This is a genomic window from Pseudoalteromonas luteoviolacea, assembly GCF_000814765.1.
GTDB classification, from domain to species: domain Bacteria; phylum Pseudomonadota; class Gammaproteobacteria; order Enterobacterales; family Alteromonadaceae; genus Pseudoalteromonas; species Pseudoalteromonas luteoviolacea_H.
Window position 1 is genome coordinate 293,804 of record NZ_JWIC01000007.1, and the last position, 22,652, is coordinate 316,455.

Genomic DNA, 22,652 nt, shown 5'->3' on the forward strand with positions numbered 1-22,652 from the left:
AAAGTGGCTCTATGTTTTTCGGTAAAAAGACTGAGTTAAGCCTTTATCTAATTAAATGCCATTTGGTCTGCCTACCTGCCAAATACCAAACTTGTTTACCATCAAACACAGCGTCTTGTTCAAGTTTGACTTGGATCCATTGGTTATCCCATTCCGGCAATTGCACCTTAATGTTGCCTTCAATTGCGTAAACGGTATTTGGATAAAGTTTCCAGTCACCTTGGATAGGTGTCGGGCCTTGGTTGTCCCACATACCAATTGTTGGGCCAGGAGCATGGCCAACAAAACCCAGAGGGTGTGTGTAGGTACTACTGATAATATTAGCAGCTTGGCTATCTTTGATGGTCTCGGCTAAAATTTGATTGCCCGTTAGCCCAGTTTTAAAGTTGTCTGTGAGGATGTCTTGCCAGCGATTGCCCACGGACATCGCATTTTTCAGTCCATTCGGTACATCCGTTTCATTGAGCTTTAAAACGTAACCCATCTCTTGCGTATCAGTACATTGATTTAAGTAGCATATGCCAACATCAGTATGAATAATGTCTCCGGGTAAAATAACGCGATTGTATTTGCCCATAAACACTTCATCTTTTGGCGGATTATCACCACGGCGCTGAATATTCACATAAGGTTGGAACCAAGGTCGCAACTGCAACTCTTCAAAACGTTCACGAAGATACCACTCAACATCTGTTGTTGTGGTGACGCCTGGAGTGATCACTTTATTCGAGAATGCTTCCGCTATCACGCGTCTTGCAATGGTAACAGCCTGCGGATAGACGTTAAGCTCTCTTTCACTTCTTGTTTCTAACCATCTAATTACCAGGTTTTCTGCACTCACCAAGCGTTTTTCATATTTTCTAGGTAAATACTTTTTCAGTTGATTATGCAGGCCAACACTTAAGCCATCAGCGAGTGCCCAATCCTCACTGATGTTTATACCAATGCGTTTTGGATCTTTTTCAGCAATTACCTCAGCTAGGCGCTGCCATTGCTCTTCTTTGCTGCCGCCTTTCCAGACAGTCGGGTATAGATCTCCAATTGGATAGCGGCTCACGCTGAATCGCTCAACGCTGCCATCTGGCTTTTTAGAGAATACTAATAAAGTTGTGCGTCTCGCAGCAAACGTGGGTTGTGGCACAAGAGTATAAAACAACTTGTCTTCACCATACTCACGATTAATGACGAGCCACATGTCTAAATCGGCTTCATCCATGAGTTTCGGTAGTAGATTGTCAAGCCTATCTGTGACCATATGATTTATCGGCTCTACACGCTCTTTAAAACTGAGGATATCGGGCAGCTCTGTTATTTCGCGCCCTTGTGTAAATTCTTGTGCAGACAATGATGTGCTCAGGCCTAATATGGCCCCAAATAGTCCAAAAAACTTGTGCATAATGGTCCTACCGTTTATTTGCTTATATAGAACTTAAAGGTCTGCATTGAGTTGGCTTACCTAAAAGGTCGAGTATTTATTGTTAGTAAGGGCTTAAAATAATATGGCAATACGTGTTTAACAGCAACCTAGATGCTACGAATGACAGCTAAGTACTATTTACATAACTAATTACACAACTAATAGAGAGTAGAAATGATGATATGGATAATATAAACCTGCCATTTAGTCATTATCCATAATGACTTAAAGAGTTAGGTTTAACTATGATTTGTGTAGTTAAGTATTTAGTTGCAATAGGTGTAGGTTTTAACGACCTTAATATGCCAATTATGGCAAATATTGAGTCTAGTTTTAAACGATGTGCTGATGCCCTGCCATTTGGGTACAACATCAGCCATATAGCACCTCCTGCTCCAAGAGGGGAGAGTGGCATTAGGTTGACATTATATTTGCCCCCACTAAAGATTATTCCATGGCTTCAAAAAGTCGGGTGGGGCGGTTTTATGTCAGATGTAGCAACGCTCTTCATACTTGCTGGAGATGAATGGCCTTTAATAGGGAGCCAGATTGAGGTCAATGAGCAGGTTGAAACTTACATTGGCTTTGAATTAATTGCTGGTAGAGGTCAGAAAAAGCTAGAAGCGCTAGAAAAAACATTATTGAGATTGCAAAAAAGAGATGTTTTCGATGCTGCAAGAGTAAATACCGTACTGCATTGGAATGACTATAACTTACGCCCGAAAGATGATGGATTTAGAAAAGACACAAACTTAAAACTCGTTGTCAAAGAAGCGGGTAAAGTCGAGGCAAAGGTTTATTTGGGAACCAATAAAAAATAATGAGTGTTATTTTTACTGATATACACGCATACATAGTTTGCTCATCGTATTAACCCCCTCGCTTTTAATCATGACTTTTTAACTTGTTATCTTTTCGTAGGTTATTTAAAACAATCAACGTCAGTTTTAGCTAGCTAATGGGCATGATAATCAGATTTGTCTTCCAGTGTGTTAAACCTAAACTTGCTTTTTACATAATATGTATTTGCTCAGCGAGCTGAGGCCTGCACTTATATATTAGATTGTACAATCTTACTCATCGCCTATTGATACACAAATAGAAGGCCGACTCCATTAGCGAGTCGGCCCAATATTTATTTAACGTAGTACAGTAAAGTGTTTTGTTCCGCACCACTGTATACGCCGCTGTTATATGGCCAGAGGTCAAACTTAACATTATGCTGATATAACGAAGCGCCATTGCGCGTGTAACCATCTCCGCGGCTTGTTGGCTTTGTGCTTAAGCTGATAAATGAGTAATCAAGACCGGATAGGCTACATCCAGTTCCTTCGTGTTGCCATAGTACAGCTGTATCGTAGGGGACTTTGGGCTGGCTTAAATCGGTATTTTGTTGCAAAGAAACACAGTTAGCGTTGGTTAATTTGGCTTTACTGATCTGTGAAACCTGACTGTATTCATCTATAAACATCATACCTGAAGTCATTTGCTTTTGAATCGCTTGCCATTGTGCTGCTGGCAATACGCCATTGGTTGTTTCTGTTACCGGAGAAGTCACAACCAGTTCATTTAGTCCATCCGCATGGTTTGCTACGAGTGTCCAGCCACCCCCATTAAGTGTCATTTCACAATGCGCATAGAATGCAGGCTCACCGCCATTTCCATCTGGGTCTATTTGATAAATCCCGGTGGTTGCATTTGGTGTTTGTTGTTTTATTGAAGCACATGTGGTGCCTTCGATCGGTGTTGGGTCTTCAGGTTCTATGACAGTATCATGTGTTACAAAGCCGCCGTAGTATTCCAACTCACCAATTACGCGGTAGGAGCTGCCATGCGTAGAGTGAATTTTTAGTCTGACGTACTTCCCGATAGCAGGCTCTATTAAAGTTACAAGCTGGTTGAGACCCGTTGGGATTGTCAGAGTCTCGTGGTCGCTAAAGTGTACATTATCTTGCGAAACCTGCAGGGTAACTTCTTTTGGACCCATAGTTTTAGCGGTTTCATAAAGCATAACTCTAAAAGAAGTTATGTACGCATTACGCTCAAATGCGACTTGTAGCCAGTGTTCTTGATTAACTGTAGAGAGCCATACCCCACGCCTGATTCGCTTTTGAGAGTCAATGTTTACTTTTTCACCGTTGTTAAAGCCATCAAATGCGCCTGCAGGACTGTCTTTTGAATAAGAGTTGCTAGCGGTGTAAGAAGCTTCAGTTAGCCCATTGCTGCCTAGCAACGCTATGTTACCATATTGCCCAGTGGCTTCTCCTGGATCTATAGCAAATTGACTTCCAGTATCTAGACGAAGGGCCATTGTATCTTTGCCATAGTGTGTAATGTCTTGAGCAAACAGCTTATTCTTAACGGTTAGGATATTTATAATCTCAAGTAAATGGTCGGTTTCTGCGTCACGTGATTGTTCCTCTTGTACGAGCAGCTTTCCATTGACGGTTTGAAACCCTTCTTGGTTAATGGCCTGGTGCGTTAACTCATAAGCTTCATTATTGTGCGTGATCCCTGCATTGGTTGGACTATACACGGCAAGGTAGCCAATCGACTCTTCAACATGATTATTTCCCGCCTCTTGCTCATTGAGTGCAACACCGAAGGTTAGTGCTGATGTACTTGAAACGCGCAATGAATAGGCATCTGCGTCATTTTGTGTTTGGCCACTGAGTAAAATATGCGGTGTATGGGCAAAGCTTTCGTTAAAAAATTGATGCGTGGAACCACTTGTCATGGTGAACTCACCAACTTCCCAAAAACTGCCATCTTGAAGCTGGTGACGCCCTTTTTCCGCAACCAAAAAGGCCACACGTTCTTCACCATGCAGACCATCTAAATACGGCCACTCTTTAAATTGAACATCGAAACTTGAATCGGTCACATTTGAAATTGATACAACACCCGCTTGTGGATCATTAAGAGTGGGGATAGATGCAAATACAACTGGATCATTAAATCCATTGATTGGTACAGTGATCTTTTGGTCCGATATTTTGACATCTTCGATGAGAGTAAAGGGTTGAGCGTAAGCAGCAGTGGCAAAAGCCAAAGAACAAATACCAAGAAGTTTAAACATAGCCGTCCTTATTAATTATCTTGAGAGGTTGTTTATTTTTGCAATGCGCATAATATCGAATAAATACGTTTTTATGAATAGGGTTTGCAACTTAATGCATTGTTTTATATTAATAACTTTATATTGTGAAAATAGTTTTCTCTTACGTTAGAACATGGGTCAATGAAATCATATAGTGAGCCCATGAATTATGATGACATATGAGCTCATAAAGTACTTAAGATATATTGGGTTATTCAATTAAATAGGTGGATTTTTGGCCTTCTATTGACTTAAAGCTACCGGTTTTTCCTATCATATCTCGATTATATTCACAGTTTATGATGGAAAAAGTACTCGATGCTATGCCATCTTTAAATCTACCCTCATGACGAATAACCAATGTGTTTTCTTCGTTACTTTCGTGTTTAAATATTTCTAAACCATTAAACGCAGCGTTTCCTTCTTTATCATAGTAGAGCAGATAGTGCACAGTGCTGGTGCCGACAAGGTCGCCTTTATATGTTTGTTGTACAATGGCATGAGTTATTTTTGTTTCGTTAGTCAGTAAATCGACATCTGACTCTTGCCAATCGATTACTTGAAATATACCTGCAAGTTTCATTGTTAGCTTCTCTCGGTAGTTAGTTTTTTTGCAGGTTAGCATCTAAATGCACATCTGGTATTGTATAAACGCGACAGTTAAATTCTTGGGACAGTTTTGCTAGAAAATAATAAAGAGGTGACTGGTGTGCTGCATCAGAAGGCCAGCAAGGAACACTATAAGTTGCGTCGATATGAGCCGAAGGCTGAACTTAGCAGCCTTATTGAGCAATTTTGGTTTGTAGACTGGCAAATTTCGGAGCAAAAGTCGCATACGCAAAGGAATTTACCAGATCCGAATTTTCATTTGGTGATAGAAGCACAGCAAGTACAAGTGATAGGCCCAGTCAGTAAAGTGTTTTCCTATAGTATGTCCAAACAAGGGCGTGTGCTTGGAGTAAAGTTTAAAGTCGCTTCTTTATTGCATTTGTTAGAAAAGCCGCCCAGTCATTATGTCGATAAAGCGTTACCGGCAAGCGATTTTTTTGGAGCAGAGGTAGATCACTTACTGTTACCTTTGTACACTTGTCAGAGCGATGAGGTGATTTTTGATTCACTGAGTTCATTCTTAAAAATCTACAATGCGCCAATGAGCTTGTATCAGTGTCAAGCGTTAGAGTTGTGTTGCCTGATAAAAAACGATCCGAGCATCTATACTGTCGAGGCGCTTGCCGCTAAAAGCAACTTGTCAAAAAGATCTATTCAGAGAGCCTTTAACAAATGTGTGGGGTTGACACCTAAATGGCTTATTCGAAAGTACCGTTTACATCAAGTCCTTAGGCAACTCGAGCATGGTAACTTGGATATGCTGGATATTGTTAATTTGCTTAAATATACAGATCAAGCACATTTAATCCGTGATTTTAAAGAGGTGATAGGGGTTACACCTGGTCAGTATCTCAAATAAACATTTTTTTAAGAAGCCAGTGTATACAGAAAAGAACACGAAAATAGTATTTACATGAAAACTAAGTCAGGTGATTAAACAGGTTGATTGTCAGCGTATTGATGACAGGCTTATAATTACTAACCCTCGTTGTGGTAGATTAGCCTTTAGACATGGAAATTAAAGCTGTATATACTTAATCATTAAATCAAGGGCATATTTAAGCTTTGAATATTATATAATTAAAGTTTATGAGGTGATGCAAAAAGCGATGACGAGAAAGCAAAGAGATTTTAGAATTAAGTGTTTAAATGCTTTAAAAAAAGGAGCGATAACCACATTTTTTTTGTTTATTGTCACTGCGTTTGTGTATCAAGCCCAAGTTAACGCAGATTTTGTGATTGAGTCACAAACTTATGACTGTAGGTTAGGGCACTGTGAGGTAACAATTGTCGCTGCAGCAAGTGTTGATAAGCGTGTACCAATAAATATTAGAGTGATAGGCGTGCAAACTAAGTGGATTGGTGATGCTCAAGTCAATAAGCAGCTATTTACAGAAGTGTTTTCTGAAGAATTATCAGGTAAATCCAGTCAAACAATCCGGCTTCGTTTTAAAATTCCATCATTGGACCAACCAGATTACTTACTTATCTCTTTGAAGCAACCCCCAGGCTGAGTTGGCGTTACTCAACCTTTATTAGGTAAAGTTTTTAGAATATATACCCTAGACAGTAATCATCATATCGATTTCTCTTTGCTCATTTTTTTGCTCTAATCCAGTCCCGTGGGCATTCAAAGCATAAGGACGTATTTCGTCTCTATTAAATGTTAAGGCCAAATTATATTTAGTAACATGTGGAAAAATGCAATTCTGGAACTAGTTAATGATAAGAAAATTAAAGTCTGCCAGCTCATCGAGCTTGCTATTGCTTGCAATGACACTCGGTGTATGGCATTCAAATGCGATAGCACAAGGCGAACAAAAAACAGGTTTGATACCAGAGGACTATTTTGACTTTGTGTATATGCATACCCCGGAAATCTCCCCCAACAATGACGTGATTTTATTTGTTAAACAGACTGTCAACGATGACGCTAGTGGAAGAGACAACCAAATCTTTAAAATTGATAAGCAAGGTGGGGTTTCTGAGTTTACGCAGGGGAAACGAGATAGGTCGCCTAAATGGTCTGCTGATGGCAATCAAGTTGCGTTTATTCGTTCGGTCGATGGGCAATCTCAAGTCTTTGTGATGCCAGCAAATGGGGGGGAAGCAAAAGCGGTCACATCACTAGAACAAAGTTTGTCTGGGTTTGAGTGGTTTCCATCGGGAGACAAATTACTTTTATCTCTCAATGTAGCGAACAATGACTCTGAGAAGAAACACAATTCGAAGGAGTCTAAAAAACGCGCAGAACCTGATACGGTTATCGTCAAACATGCTAAATACTTATCGAATGGAAGTGGGTATTTAAGTGATAAGCGCACTCATTTGTTTGAATTTGATCTTAAAACAAAAGTTTTGACACAGCTTACGTCTGGTGCAGATTGGAATGCAAACAGCCCTGTCATCTCAAACGATGGCTCATCTATTTATTTTCATGCCAATAAAACGGGTCAAGAGTATGAAGGTAATGACAACAGTGATATTTATCACTTAGAAATGAGTTCTAAGCGGGTGACAGCTGTCACTCAGCACCCTCATGCTCAATTTAGTGCGAGCCAGGGGACTGACAAAAAAGCGCTTGCTTACCTACATATGGAAGACTCATATGAGCAAGTTGACTTAATGTTGCTGACACATGGCGCTAAGAAGCCAGTTAATTTAACCAAAAACTTCGATAGGAATGCAAAACCAGCAATTTGGTCAGCAGACAATAAGCATCTTTATTTTACGACAAACGATCACGGTGCCAATCGTTTGTTTGCCGTTTCTGTTGAAAGTGGTGAAGTAACAAGGTTATTAGATAAAAATCAAAAAATAGGCAATCTTGCTGTATCAAGTGATGGTCAGTTTCTTGTTTTTACGGCTGAAAGCAGCACAGAGCTACCAGAACTCTATCGTCTAGATCTTGGAAGTAAGAAAGTAAGTAAATTAACGTCGTTCAATGATAAATTACGTAATGAAAAAGCGTTATCACCGGCTGAAGAAGTATGGTTTGTGAATGAAAAAGGTATGAAAGTACAAGGTTTTGTTCATAAGCCACTGAACTTTGATAAACGCAAATCATACCCCGCCATTTTAAATATTAAAGGCGGTCCAGGCGGTATGTGGGGGCACCAGTGGTTTTTCGAAAACCAAATGTATGCTGCGCAGGGCTATGCTGTCGTGTATGTAAACTATCGTGGAAGCAGTGGCTATGGTATTGCTCACAGTCAAGCTGTACGCAAAGATTACGGTGGTGCTGATTATCGAGACAATATGCAGTTTCTTGACAATGTCTTGGCTAAAAACCCTTGGATGAATAAAGATAAGTTATTTATTACAGGTGGCAGCCATGGTGGTTTTTTAACTAATTGGATCACCACTAAAACAGATAGATTTAAAGCGGCTGTGACTCAACGCAGTGTGAGCTCATGGATATCAGAAGCGGGTACTCAGGCATATACGCCGAATCAAATGACCATAGAGTTCGGTGGCCACTTATGGAATAACTTTGATGCTTATTGGGATAGGTCTCCTTTGAAGTATGCGGATAACGTCAAGACACCCACGCTTATCATTCACAGCGATGCGGATATGATTACACCTATCGGGCAGGCACAAGAATGGTTTTATGCACTTAAGGTCAATGAAGTCCCTGTTGAAATGGTAATATTTAAAGGAGAGACGCATTCATTATCTCGTTCAGGTAAACCAACTAACCTGGTCGCGCGCATTGAGCACATTTTACAGTGGTTTGAACGTTATTCTGATTAATTGGGATCAAGTTTATTGAGTATGAAATAAGGGCGGTGTAATCGCCCTTTTTAATAGTGTCATTTATTTCAACTAATACTGTCCTTTTTTGTTCCTAGCCAACTGAGCAGATTTGTTAAGTACACTGCTAATTTTCATCTTTTCTGGTATGATATTCTTCGAATTTTAATTCGGTGGAGTAGGTGTTTTTTTCACTTGCAACTGTTTTTTATGTGGTTTTCTTTAACGTTTATATGTATGAAATTCAACTAAATAGCTTTGTACGGCGTATTGACCAAGCCCATTCTATAAAAGCCATCATCAAGTCTTCAGGCGCACATTTAAGCCGAATAGGGCGTTCAAGAAATTGGCGTATTCGAGGCAGCCGGTCACAATTCGAGTTTATCATTGCGCACGCACAGCGGGCCGAAGAGTCTAGCTGGCGGTGGGTAATTGAGAGCTTGATTAACACATTTCCAAAGCCTGATTTAGCTGAGTTAGTAGACATGGTACGTAATAACCCAGCCATCACACATCAGCAGCTAATAGCTGAAACCGAGTGTACCTTGATTGAAGCAAGAAAAGCGTTTGATATTGCTTGGGAAGATTAAGAGTTAATGTTCAATTTCACAAATTTATTTTTCACTTTGAACAATTCATGGCCATGCGATTCACATGCCACTTTTAGCTTCCATCTATGTGAATAATGAAAGGTAAAAGTCCTATCCAAAATTTTACTCTTGATCAAAGGCTTCTATTAAGCAGAGTTAGGAGTGGTTTAGGGGAAGTCAAAGAGTAGACAAAGGATCCACACTTCATTCGCACTGATACACTTACACTCTAATTCTTTACTAAAGCTTATCAGATTGCTGCATTTATAGTCGTTGTAAAGCTTAAGCATCTGATACTTTAGCTATACTATCGTTTATCTGCATTCACTATTATTATATTTAATCTATTGATTAAAAGTAGCTTATTATTCACTTTAATTGGTCATTTAATATATTAATTTTTTAATTTTGTTTCGCTTTTCTGTATCACTTTTTAAGGTTTATTCTGTAATAAAATTGCTTTTATTTTTTAAGTTGTTGTATTATATAGGTAAAATTGACTTTTCTAACTAGGTGGTTCCCTCTTAGTAAAATTAAGTGTTTGCATACATTTTTGATTTTTAATCTTATAATATATACTAAATGTGTTTTTAATAGTTGACCAATTACATGGAGGTGTCAATTGATTATGGTGGAACAAGTTAACGTAATAAAAAGGCTTTTCCTAACAATAGTGATGTTAGGTTTGGTTGCTTGTGGCGGTTCGGACAATCACAATGATTCCAGTGGAGATGAAGGCAGAGATGCGCCGACCACAAACTTACCACCTACTGTCAGTATTGAGGGTGCATCAGAGGTTTATTCACAAGAATCTATTACCTTAAATGGGATAGCAATTGACACAGACGGCAGTATTGAAAGCTACCATTGGAGTGTTGATAAAAGTCTACCACTTACATTGAGTGGTGAGTATACGCCCAACTTGACGATTGTTAGCGGGCCTCTTGACGCTGATATGACTGTTAATGTCAGCTTACAAGTCGAAGATAATTTGGGCAAAAAAACGTCTGCAACTACACAGCTTGTGATAAAAGTGAAGCCCTTTCCCATTTCAATTTCGGGTGTTGAAAGCGTCAGTGAACAAACTACTTTTTCTCTTTCTTTATCCGGTCTCAGCGATGATGATGACATCACATCTATTACTTGGAGTACTGACTCTTCACTGGCTCTTGAGTTAGTAGGGACGAATGATTCATCTTTAGTAGTGAAAACACCTGATATAGACAGAGATGAAACGCTTCATTTTACTGCTAAGGTTGATTACAAAGGCCAAATATACACTTTAACTCATGCAGTGATTGTCAGAGCGTTACAAGCTCAAGTGCCAAGTATTACAATTAATGGTGTTACGACGGCGCAAGAGCAAACTACATTTACATTGTCAGTAGCTGATTATAATAATTTACACAATGTTTTTTCAGTCAAATGGGCACATGATTCTGACATTGGCATAGTGCTCAATGGGGTGACTGACAGTGAGCTTAATGTGTCGGTACCAGATTTAGTCAATGATGGCAGTGTCACTTTTACCGTGAACATAGAGTTTAATGACGGCACTACAGTGAGCGCTGCTCATAAAATAACGCTGGTAGCAAAAGCGAACTTACCACCCACTGTAGCTATTATGGGTAGTAAGCAGGCCGAAGAGAGGACTACTATTGTACTGCAGGCCGATGCTAAAGACTTAGATGGACAAATTGTCTCTTATGCATGGACACATAATGCTGGCTTTGATATTGCTATAGCTGGAGAAACATCAGCGCAATTGGTCGTTGATATTGGTAATGTTGCTGCTGTTCAAACTGTAAACTTCGCTGTATCGGTCATAGATAATCAAGGCGCAGCTTCCCGAGCCAGTATAGATATAACCGTCTTACCAATACCAAATATATTACCAACCGCAGAAATTGTAGGCCCTGCAAAGTTTTTGGAGCAATCTTCAGTGACCTTAACCGCCCAAGCTTCTGATCTGGACGGCACAATTGAGGCTTTTATATGGTCATACGATTCAGACGTAGTATTGGTTGCTTCTGGTGCTGATGAATCATACACGCTTGAATCGCTCGACATTACACAAAACCACCAAGTGACAGTTTTCTTAACGGTCAAAGATAATGAGGGTGGTAGTTATACTACGCAGCGGGTTATTGAGCTGGAAGCGTTGGAGAACACAATACCTAGTGTTCAAGTGCAAGCTCCCCGCAAAGCAATCGAAAAACTACAATTTTCATTGCAAGGTCTTGCTACGGATGACGACGGAGAAATTATCACCCATTTATGGACGCATAACTCGCCAATTGAATTAACAATCCAAGGGCAGAATACGGATAGTATTTCTGTATTGAGCCCTGATCTGGCAGAACCTTTAGACGTAGTGTTTACTTATACCGTGACTGATAATCAAGGTGCACAAGCAAATGCTTCAGCAATGGTAACAATTGAGAATATTGAACAAGAGTTAGTGATTGCTGGTAAAGTTACAGATGGACCCATAGCAAATGCAAACGTGTCTATGCAGATTGGCGAAAGTTGGTATCACACTAAGGCTGACGCAAATGGTGACTATATTTTGCCTGTTGATGTACTTGATATCACGGAAGCTCAGTTGGTTAAGCTGTATGCAAGTGGTGTTGGTTCACAAAGCTCAGTGTCTCTTGTATCTCAGCTTGGCTCGATAGGTTCTCTTGTTAATGCCGCTGGTGACGATAAAGTACTCACTGCTGATGAGCTGTTCGATATTAACGTTACGAACATGACGACCGCTGAATATGCAGTACTCGCTAAGGTGACACCAACTTATACAAATGACCAAGAGCTTTTAGAAGCAAGAAGTCAAATATCTTTTCAAAGTCAGTTGATGCTCTCGACGCTATTGAAGGCAGTGATAGATTATGATTTTGAGTTGCCTGACGGCGTTAGCTCTACTTTAGAGCTTGCGCTCAATTCTGATGTTGCCGAAGAACAGTTGGCCCTTATACAACAAAACCAGCCTGCATTATTGGAACAGATCACCCAAGAGATCCTCAATGACAGTGATGTAATCCATAATGATGAATTTGTCGATGATGGGGAATATATTGTATTTGATAATCACAATATTGATGAGTTGGGCTTTAGGTTAACATTTCTATCAGGAAGTAATAGAGGCTCGATTAGTAATCATTTATCGAATAGCTTGTTTGATTACACCAAAGAAGGAAACAAAATCAGAATTGAGTTGGAAGAAGGCTTTTACGTGTTAAGTAACAAGCTTAAATACGAATCTGGCTTTTTTGTTTCTGGCCTCACTATCACGACCCATGAATATAATGGCTGGTCATACAACGCACGAATTGAGTTTGACTTGATCACAGGCCTAGAGGAGATTCCCTCAGGCAAGTACTCCACTGCTGTGCAAATGCAATCAGGTAAGAACTTAATTGAGCTAACAAAAGAAGATATTTTAGGCACGTGGTCACTTTCGCTTGAAACTGGTGTGCCTTATGCCACGAAGTATAAATTTATGACAGGCTCTCGTTTGTTAGCGCTTAAAGGCAGTGAAGTCATTGATGATAGTGATTGGACCTATAATGATGGGCGAATTGGCTTACATAGTAATGATTATATATTACGAGTCCTTAGTAAATTCAATTTTGGATATCGAGTTGCAGTATATTCTAGGCTGGGTGAATATTATCAAGATGCCTTTATGATTAAGCATCAAGATACTGATTTTAATGAGATTAATTACCAGAAGAAGTGGGAAAGACAACACAGTAAGTACCACAACTATGAGCTTAAAGTCGATGAAAATAGCTTTGATTTTAGCTGGTTTGCTGGTGCACGAGTCATAAACGAGGAAGGTACTCTAAGACGGTTCGACTATTTACTTAATGGAGAGTCAGTTAATTATTGCAATACAGAGTTAACTGGTTGCACAATTAATAAACGCTATGATATTGAATTAGTATCACAAATTGATGATGTTATCGCAGTTTCAATCACTTCAGGGCAAAGCTCCTTTTTTGGATTGGTTGAGAACCATATTCACTTTTATAAGTTGAAAGATGAAGCATTGAACGTTGATAGATTTGATGCATCTTTTTTTGAGCAGAATCAACTGACGGAGATTTTCAATATTCACTCTGTGATGTATTCGCGAAGTGGCGGAAATGTTACAAAGTTATATGGCGAGCTTTCATGCCCACCAAGGCAGGACCCTGACTATAATTGCTCCAATACACTTTCCTTTTTGGGAGAGAAATATCAAGCATCGATTGAGAATGATGTCCTTAAATTAACCCATGATGTTACAGGGGGGGTAACTTATCTAGGTATTTCTGGCAACTCAAATGATGGTCTTGTGCTTTGTCATTTTGAGGAAAATAGTACTTGTGATGCAGGAACAAAATTAGATTTCAAATTTGAAAAGCCTCGACTTGATATTAATATCAATACGTTGGGGGATGGTAAAGTCACCACGTCAGCAGATACATTCTATTATGGTGAAAGCTTTAATGTTCATATTGAAGAGTTAGTCGAAGGCTCATTTAATGGCGTATCAGGGTGTGATGGATGGCTGAGTGATCAAGTGACAGAGGAAATACTTTATGTTGTTACCAAGCCAACGGAAAGCTGCGACATCACTGTGAACTTCACACCAGATGCCCCGCCGTTTTTTGAACACAAAGCATTCACTTTAATTGAAATTTCGTCAAACGAACTGATGAACAGTTGGCAGTTTGAATTAGAGACTGATCACGATGGAACATTTTATGGCTTAGATGCCAATACAACATTCTCAAAACATAACTTGTCTCCGACAGAGTATGAATTTCAGTTAGCTAGCCGAGTAAAAGTGCGTGTCCACGGAGATGTATTTTATACAGAGAGATTTAAACTCAACTCGGACCCTAATGAAAAGACACTTTGCTTTTACGGTGCGAACACACAAAACAATGTATCAACGGAAGCTGAGTTTTGTACGTCCTTTGAATTTGCTTCTGACATAGAGGTATTACCCGTAACAGCACAAGAGCTAGTTGGTAATTGGTATTTAAATCAAGATGTATCCGATAGAGGTTACAAATTATCATTGTCGATAGATGGTTCGGGTTCACTTTTAACGTATTTAAACAATGATTATTTGTCTACTGTGCAGATTGAATGGTGGATAAACGAAGATAATGAGTTAGTTCTAAGAGATGACGCACAGAAACTTGCATATTGGCAACTAATTAAGTCGGGGAACGGTGTATTTACTTTTGTATCTGATATGACACAACTTGGTGATGATGCAGTTATACCATGGGTTAAACAAGGAGTATGGTCCTTCATAAATATCGAGGATAAAACCTTCAGTTTGGCTGAATTAACCGGGGCATGGCATAGTGAAATTCGTCCTAACGATAACAACTTCTTACTCTATGCATATACTGCACAGATCAGCAATGTACGAAATGGTCAAACAAATGGTGCTGCATATGCCGAGCTCAATGGCAGTAGATTGCGTATTTCGGCTACTTATAATAAAGAACTAAATGATTACGATCACAGATGCACGATTAATGATTCTGATTGTGAAACTGTGCTGATTGCAAGTTATGACATCATTGCTTTTGATGGCACAAGGGCATTTTTACGTAAATACGGTGTCGATGAAGAAGCGGATAGATTATTCGTTTATAAACTTGAAACAGGACCGCTTTCTGAAGGGTTTAAGACTCATTATCTAAATAATACTAAATATTACCAAAACAGTAATGGAAACATTATTACTTGGCGTTTTTCAGTTACAGAATCAGGTCAATACTTTGTCCAGATAGATACAAATGAACCTCGATTGATATCGTCAGTCGGCTCGACTTTTCAATTTACTTATGGCGATGAAATATATGAATATCAACTAGTTGAAGCAGACTCTCAGGGAATTAGATTGTGTCGCTTATCGTCAGGTAGTTGTGCACAAAGTGATTACGTACGCCTTATGTACCATTTACCTGCGACAAAAGTGAAAGTGAACGTAGAGGAACCCTATAGATTGAGTGTCACACACAATGCTGAATCTGGTTTTATTGAGTATGGGGATAAATTGTCTATTACAATACATAGACGGGAGACCGATACATATTATGCAAGCTCATTTTCTGGTTGTGGAATAGTTAAACCTAGTCAGGTGTTGTGGGATAAAGTAATATTTGAGTCAGGCCCGATAACGAAAGCGTGTACATTTACAATTTCGGCTAGCCCTAAGCCTGCATCTAATGCCGACCGATTGGGGATCACTGATCCGGCTTTAAAAACTTGTATTGATAAAGGCGGTCGCAGTGAATACATCGAGTATGAAACTATTTTTGGCTGTATTTTTGAAAATGTTGAAACAAGCTTAGATGGAATTCAAAAGTTGGTGTCAATGGAGCAGTTTTTCCTGACGTCGTACTCTTATTATGAGCTTAAGATAAATCAGGCTGCCGCTGATAATCTTGCAGCGTTAGAAAATCTCAATTATCTTCAAATAGAGCTAAAAGGGACAAGTGCTGATGATGAACCCATTGATATTGACCTATCCAGACTGAATCGTTTAGAAAACTTAATCTTGAATGACTTGCCGCCAGGCTCTGTTAAATTACCTAAATCAGAAATCCTCAAAAAGGTAGACTTAAAATCCTCACATATTACTGAAATAGACTTATCTGGGTTAACAGGTCTTAAGAAACTTGTAATCTGGAATTCAGATATTACTAGCTTAGACTTAACTGACAATAAGTCCTTGGAGTATATTGAAGCAGGCCATTCTGAAGTGAGCTCAATCACTGGTGTTACACCTGAGCACCGTATAAAAACGGTGTTTCTAAACAGTACACCGATTAAGTTTTTTTCGTTAGCTAATTTCACCCACCTTGAGAAAATTTATTTGGGTGATACCCAGCTTCAGCAGTTAGATATTACAGGTGCTAATGCATTGAAAGAGTTAGATATTAAAAACTCGCCTCTAACCTCATTACGAATTGATGAGCCATCTGCGGTTTCTGTGCTGAATATCAGTGGAACACAGCTATTAGAATTGAACACTGAATTTTTGCCAGCTTTGCAATACCTAAATGCTGAAAACAACATGTTTTTGAGCTTGGATCTTTCATTTCAAAGTGAATTCAGATCCTTAAAGGCCAATACTGGCAGTATTCGAAGTATTATTTTGCCTGACTCTGAACCTAATGCTTATTCCGGTTTAAAGATTGAGCTAGAAGACAATGCCCTTGAACGGTTAACAATTCCAACAGGGCTGACTAAATCTACTTTTAATTTAGACGGTAATAAGCTGTCTACTTTACAGGTTTTAGACAGTCCAGAAAGTTTGAGTGCAGCGAATAATCAATTAAGACTGGTCTCTATCAATAGCAGTAACAGAGATGCTGAGATAAATTTAATAAACAATCAGATTGAAGAAATTGCTTTGTCTGGTACGTTTAAAAGTGTCGATTTATCCAACAATTCGTTGACATACTTTGAAATTAACAATTCGACTGATATCAGTTATCTTAACTTAGCAAACAATTCTATTAATAATTTCAAAAAGCTAGGGCAGATATCGATGAGTCTTGATTTATCAAATAATGCGTTAGAAGCCTTAGAATTTCCAGACTTCAATTATGTGTATTTTTCATTGAAGGTTAATGATAACCCGTTAAAGGAGTTGTCTTTGTTAGGTGGCGGGTATTATGATATTGATGTGTCAAATACTGGGTTGGAAACTCTGGATCTCTCTAAAGTTTCAGGGTTAAAAAAATTGAATATTTCAAATACACAAATTGCTGAGTTTGATATTCCAAATACGTTATCAGAGTTTTTTGCTGACAGTGTACCAATGACAAGCTTTTATTTAACCGAAGGTCTGAGTCTATCCAGAATGTATTTCCGTAACAATACGCTAAATGACATAACTGGATTAGATAATGGTGGTTATATAGGCTACATTCACGTCAAGAACACACAAGTAGATGAATTATTGAGGTTGAAACTAGGTGTAAGATCTCATCCTATATTAATAGATAATTAGTTCATTAGAACCCATATAGGCTCTAAGCCGTAATATTAAATTATAAATGAGCTTTAATACTTTTATTGAAGCTCATTTATTGTGTTAAGGGCATGCAAAAACTTTTCTTTTACTACCAGCTTAAGCGAGACGCAAAATCTTGGAGAATGTATTAAAGGAAGAAAAGTTAGGTTGTCAGGTAGACCGTTCCGTGTGTAGGTTACAAAGCCTTAACCGAACAGAGGAAAGTTATTAATTTAAGTGAATTTAAATACGTAGTATCAGAAAAAAGGTGTTTGGAAAACCCACTATTAAAACTGTGAGAACAACTGATTTTTGTGCTCTTACTGTCTACGGTTAGTGTAAAAAACACTGTTAAAAACTAAAGAGCACACAAAAATATATCAATACTGACTAGTGAAAGCGCATTCCTTAGCTTTCTTTAGATTGCTTCTCTTTCAGTTTTCTGTCCTGATCGAAATGCCACTTAACGGCAAAAAAGCCTGCTATACCCAATGCAATCACTTTAACCCCCATAAAAATATAAGGAAAAAAGTCAGACCAATGTTCCATCACTATACTCCACGTTATCTATTAATAAGAAGAGCGATGTTCCAAATTATTTGATATAAAAAACAATGTGTTACTTACTATGTGAATCTACTTACACTGAAAGTAACAGATAATTTTTCACCGTATTTAAGGCTTTGATAATTTCAAGACCATTTAGCTTAACTATTGAAAGCAAACATAGTCCTAATCACCGCTCACTCGCGAATACAATATATTGATCTAAGATAAGCTTGTCAAACTAAATTAGAAAGTGCAGAACATTTAGAAAATATTGAAACTTTGGGGGTTACTCATCTTACCTTGTCTAATAGTCAACTTGGCTGGGCTTTTCGTGTTCGTGAAAGTGTGGATTTAGTGTTAAAGAAAGGATTTTTTATCTCTTGGTGAATAAAAAATTAGCATTAATAACCTGTGTGCGATCGTCCGTTGCGTATAGCGCTATCCAAACCAATAATTTTCTCTTTGCGACGGCTCTGACATCTGATAGCGTAAGTGCCTATGTATCAATGTGCATTTGTTAGGTATTACATGCAGCCAAAAAGCACTACTCATGATTGTAAAATTGCTCAATTAGGTCACCCTATTTTGAAGGCACGAGCACAAGAAGTCGAAAGTATCCTTTCTCCAGATTGCCAAACATTAATTAAAGAAATGATGGCGACAGTGGAGCAAGCTGGTGGTGTGGGTATTGCTGCACCACAGATATATCAAAGCTTACGAATTTTCATCATGTGTTCAAAGCCCAATGCTCGATATCCAAATGCACCTCTAATGGCACCGACTGCAATTATTAACCCAGAAATTACTGGTTTCAGTGCAGAATTAGAAAAAGACTGGGAGGGATGTTTGAGTGTGCCAAGTATGCGAGGATTCGTGCCCAGGCATAGAGAAATTACGATTAGGTACACGGATCAGCTTGGAACATTGAAAACAGCAGTATATGAAGGTTTTATCGCACGGATTTTCCAACATGAGCTGGACCATCTGAATGGTTTGACGTTTGTCGACAGGCTAGATTCTAATCAAGATTTGGTAAGTGAAAGTTATTGGTATCAGCACTATGCAACAAAGCCGTAACTGAAAAGTAGAGCACAACGAGAACGCTTTAGTCATTTTGTAATTTTTGTTAGTGCTCTACAAAGAGATCTTATCGATTATTGGGGCTGGTAATTTACAACATATCCCATCATTCTGGTAAATCCATAAGAGCCAGCCAATGCCTCATCAGACACTCTAGGCAGTTTACAATTGATGTACGCTGTGACATCTGAACCAAAGCTATGATACGTAGATTGATAGGACTGTAAATTGGCATCATATTCATCTGAAGGCCTCATTGTCAGCCGAGATGTGAGTTCGAAAACCCCACCGGTTGTGGATAGTTTTACACTAGGGTTTGCCATTCCTCTAATTTCAAGGGTACAAGATGCATCTGAAAACTGATGTTTACTTGCAAGATTAAAATACGCATGCACTGAATCAAGAGTTCGACTCTGATCTAAGTTGATTGGACAATATACGTGTATGTCTCTATTGGTGGTGTTTTCAATGCTAGAATTTGAGAAGTGTCGATATTTAAGCGTTTCTTGACCTGCGTTTACATATCTTTGACTACATTCTGTTGCGTTGTATGAAATAGACTGTGCTGAAGCACTCACACTAAATCCGGCACTTAGTCCAATGAGTAGAGCGATTGAAGTTCTCATAATTTCCCTTTTATATACTTATTGATTTATTTAAAAGCATAATAACACTAAGCTATTTCCTTTAGCTTGCCAAATACTATTGTAGCATTTATTACACTTTATAAGGCTTAATCATAATTAACCTGTATCAGGCTTCCTGTATCAAATGCGAGCTAGTACCTCAGTTTGTTATATTGAATATATGCTTTCACTGTCTTTATAAGTTACGCTGATTTATTTTTTCAAGGTGCTAAGGCTTAATCGTCTTTGGATGGTAAATTGAACTTTATTCCTAGAGAGAAAATTAATCTGACACATAAGCAAATAGATGAACTAGGTTAATTGTCATCATGATTAGCTGTTTAACAACATCAGCATTATCTCAAGCTCCGGATATATCTGCCACATATTTGCCGAGAAAGGCCAATGACACAATGTGGTTATAGTATTGTAATGATGTGGGTGAACTCGGAATAATTTATAGGCGTATTTGAAAACCTTTAATCATTTGAGGGCATAGAGTAGTGAAAGCGCATTTATAATGCGCTTTTTTTGAATTACTTAGGTATGTTATTTGGCACTGGTGGCCGATAACTCAGCCGGTTTTACAGAAGAAATGTTTGTCACTCTTAATTTCTCAGCGTCAATACCGACGTAAGTATCAGTGTCATTACCAGGGACACACAATAGCGTGGTTTGTGGGCCTGTATCTAGGGTTGGTTGAGGGTATGTAACACGCTTGATGGTATTGGTCGTCTTAGGTAATAAAGCTAAGCTCATACATCCAGCTAACATTGGGAACTTCTTACCATTTTGCATATCCCAGCGCTCCATTGTAGCGATATGGTTGCCCAAGTTGTTTGAGTTTTGAGTGGTTTGTAAGCTTCCGTACCCATACATCATTGCTTCAAAGGATGTACGGCCATAAATCTGTACCGAGCCATCATAAGGCTTGTTATCTACCATGTAGAAATGAACGTTACTAGATGGAATTAAAACGTTAGCAGGAGAGTATAGGTTTACGTTCATCCAACCTGCGATCATTTGGCTCATCTTTCCAGCAAAAAGGCCATTCCACTTGTATCTTACTAGATGATTTCCGTTGTTGACTCCCTCTAATACACAGCTATTTTCGCTGTAGTTAATACGGCATTTTTTTGTGGTGCCGTATTCATAGGCCATTTCAATATCGAAAGAATAGGCTTTTTGGCCTGGTGCTGATGTTGGATTAGAGGGTTCACCAGCATCGTTTGTCGCTGCAAGTTGAAAGGTAACTGTTTGTGCTTGGGCTGTCATCACACTGCCTAGAAGCGCTGCAGCAATTGATAATTTACGTAAATTCATCGTATTTCCTTGTTAGTTTTACAGTAATTTATGAGTGTTAATCGTCCTTGCAAGTGCAAGTGAATTATTTAGGTTGAATTGCACTTACAAACGACTACAAGATACATAGTAGACGCTCTAATAATTCTAAAATAAAGAAAAGTTACAAGTGTTACAAATATATGTTCTTTTAACTTCAATCAGTGTTTAATGATATTCATTAAGCTCAAAGACCTTAGTAAAGCAGTGCTATGCTAGCTTAATTATTGGTATCGAGAACACTTAATTTATGGGAAGTGAATCACTATTTTAAGAATGCGATCTGTTACTCTGAATTATGTCTACATCGAATTTTCATTTATAAACAATTGTTTATATTTGGCTTTGTTTTTTGTTTGTGATTTATTAACGTTCAGCAAAGTTTTTTTAATTATTTTTGATGGTAAATTATTATTCTAAATGGAATTTATTATGTCATCATAGGTGTGAAAATATAAGGATGAAAAATATGAATAAAATAACGGCTATATTATTGGCGAGCATAACCTGTGGTGCCTCTGCAAGCGCGCAGTGGGAGTTATTTTCAGATACAAACTTAAATGGGGTGCTTGAGTCCTCTAACGCGCATGTCCAAAAGTTAGAAATGACGATTTTGGCCAACAAATTCAGTGCGACAGATCTGGTAGCTGCTGAGTCTACGCTTATTCAAGGTGAGTTCGAACACCCAAATACATTTGAATTGGGATCTGGCACTGTTCAACGTGTCCAATTTACTATCTCTAAAGATGGTAGACGTTTTTATTATCTTGGACAGGGTAGCTCGCAAGAAGGTTACCAAGGTACTTGGTATGGCCCAAATAACGACTCGGGCGACTTTACATTAGGACCTAAACTTAATGTGGTTAAGGTTCCGGTAAGTTGTGCAGAAATTCTCAGTGAAAACCCTGAGGCGACTTCGGGTGTTTATTCAATTGACCCAGATGGTGAAGGTGTACACGATAGCTTTGACGCCTATTGTGACATGGATACCGATGAAGGCGGGTGGACGCTAATAGGTACGTACGCGAGAACTGAGCCAGGTGGGAAAGAGCGTATCAGTGAATACAATCCTTTGCCTGGTGTGACGGCAACAGATCCAGCAACGGGATTATACCAAGGCTCACTGAGTGTATTTAGAGATATTAGAGAGCAAGTTGCATGTGACTTTGCTGGTTGTAAAAGTACTGCGTATCAATCTTCGTTAAACGAAGCTGAGCTAGATATGATCCGCTATACATGGGGCTATAAAGACCAACAAGAAAAGCAAGCGACAACGCCGTTACCTGATTGTCGTACAAGATATGTAGCAAATGGCACGACGTATACAAATTGTTTGATTAATCCTGATCGCAACAACATGAATGTAATTGGCTGGCAACGTGATGTTCATACAAGCCACCACGCATGTTGGTTAGGTCATGGCTTATATTTGCCTGCTGCTCAAGGTAGTGCACGTTGTAGTTATAATGCGCATGCAAATGGCACTCGATGGGGCCTGTTGTGGGTTAGATAATACAAACTCATATAATTAATCTGCAGTATTATA

14 protein-coding genes are annotated in these 22,652 nt (G+C 38.8%); 8 read left to right on the plus strand and 6 right to left on the minus strand.

From position 1 onward, the window contains the following. Nucleotides 1–43: 43 nt before the first annotated feature. A complete protein-coding gene (locus JF50_RS15805) occupies nt 44–1,396 on the minus strand; it encodes a M24 family metallopeptidase (protein WP_039610390.1) in 1,353 nt (450 codons plus the stop codon). A gap of 266 nt (nt 1,397–1,662) precedes the next feature. Between JF50_RS15805 and JF50_RS15810 the strand changes: the two genes are divergently transcribed. Then, nucleotides 1,663–2,238: a hypothetical protein gene (locus tag JF50_RS15810; RefSeq protein ID WP_039610391.1), complete on the plus strand. Its 576-nt coding sequence runs from the start codon at nt 1,663–1,665 to the stop codon at nt 2,236–2,238. 314 nt (nt 2,239–2,552) lie between these two features. On the opposite strand, the gene JF50_RS15815 is transcribed toward JF50_RS15810, so the two are convergent. Together JF50_RS15815 and JF50_RS15820 are read right to left on the minus strand one after the other, a co-directional pair. Next, nucleotides 2,553–4,496: a discoidin domain-containing protein gene (locus tag JF50_RS15815; protein WP_039610392.1), complete on the minus strand. Its 1,944-nt coding sequence runs from the start codon at nt 4,494–4,496 to the stop codon at nt 2,553–2,555. Between the two features lie 232 nt (nt 4,497–4,728). Continuing rightward, nucleotides 4,729–5,100, minus strand: coding sequence for a DUF3224 domain-containing protein (locus JF50_RS15820; protein ID WP_039610393.1), 372 nt, complete (start codon nt 5,098–5,100; stop codon nt 4,729–4,731). Between the two features lie 96 nt (nt 5,101–5,196). On the opposite strand from JF50_RS15820, the gene JF50_RS15825 reads away from it, so the two are divergent. The 5 genes from JF50_RS15825 to JF50_RS15845 all read left to right on the plus strand — a co-directional run bounded on the left by JF50_RS15825 (nt 5,197) and on the right by JF50_RS15845 (nt 17,507). Then, on the plus strand, nt 5,197–5,985 hold the full coding sequence (locus tag JF50_RS15825) for an AraC family transcriptional regulator (protein WP_052262357.1): 789 nt from the start codon (nt 5,197–5,199) through the stop codon (nt 5,983–5,985). A gap of 250 nt (nt 5,986–6,235) precedes the next feature. After that, nucleotides 6,236–6,640, plus strand: coding sequence for a hypothetical protein (locus JF50_RS15830; RefSeq protein ID WP_152614561.1), 405 nt, complete (start codon nt 6,236–6,238; stop codon nt 6,638–6,640). Nucleotides 6,641–6,848: 208 nt separating this feature from the next. Continuing rightward, nucleotides 6,849–8,882, plus strand: a complete 2,034-nt coding sequence (locus JF50_RS15835; protein WP_052262358.1) for an alpha/beta hydrolase family protein — start codon at nt 6,849–6,851, stop codon at nt 8,880–8,882. 182 nt (nt 8,883–9,064) lie between these two features. Continuing rightward, nucleotides 9,065–9,472, plus strand: a complete 408-nt coding sequence (locus JF50_RS15840; protein ID WP_039610395.1) for a ribosome recycling factor family protein — start codon at nt 9,065–9,067, stop codon at nt 9,470–9,472. Between the two features lie 628 nt (nt 9,473–10,100). Continuing rightward, a complete protein-coding gene (locus tag JF50_RS15845) occupies nt 10,101–17,507 on the plus strand; it encodes a PKD domain-containing protein (RefSeq protein ID WP_039610396.1) in 7,407 nt (2,468 codons plus the stop codon). A gap of 411 nt (nt 17,508–17,918) precedes the next feature. On the opposite strand, the gene JF50_RS27395 is transcribed toward JF50_RS15845, so the two are convergent. Then, entirely contained in the window at nt 17,919–18,059 is a 141-nt protein-coding gene (locus JF50_RS27395) for a hypothetical protein (RefSeq protein WP_196766434.1), read from the minus strand. A gap of 528 nt (nt 18,060–18,587) precedes the next feature. On the opposite strand from JF50_RS27395, the gene def reads away from it, so the two are divergent. Further along, on the plus strand, nt 18,588–19,136 hold the full coding sequence (def, locus tag JF50_RS15850; protein ID WP_039610397.1) for a peptide deformylase: 549 nt from the start codon (nt 18,588–18,590) through the stop codon (nt 19,134–19,136). Between the two features lie 77 nt (nt 19,137–19,213). Here def and JF50_RS15855 read toward each other — a convergent pair whose 3' ends face one another. Continuing rightward, entirely contained in the window at nt 19,214–19,765 is a 552-nt protein-coding gene (locus JF50_RS15855) for a hypothetical protein (RefSeq protein WP_039610398.1), read from the minus strand. 549 nt (nt 19,766–20,314) lie between these two features. Then, the gene (locus JF50_RS15860) at nt 20,315–21,088 is read right to left on the minus strand and encodes a hypothetical protein (RefSeq protein WP_039610399.1); all 774 of its coding nucleotides are present in this window, start codon (nt 21,086–21,088) and stop codon (nt 20,315–20,317) included. A gap of 487 nt (nt 21,089–21,575) precedes the next feature. Here JF50_RS15860 and JF50_RS15865 point away from each other — a divergent pair, with 487 nt between their 5' ends. Next, nucleotides 21,576–22,619, plus strand: coding sequence for a fibrinogen-like YCDxxxxGGGW domain-containing protein (locus JF50_RS15865; protein ID WP_039610400.1), 1,044 nt, complete (start codon nt 21,576–21,578; stop codon nt 22,617–22,619). Nucleotides 22,620–22,652 lie beyond the last annotated feature (33 nt).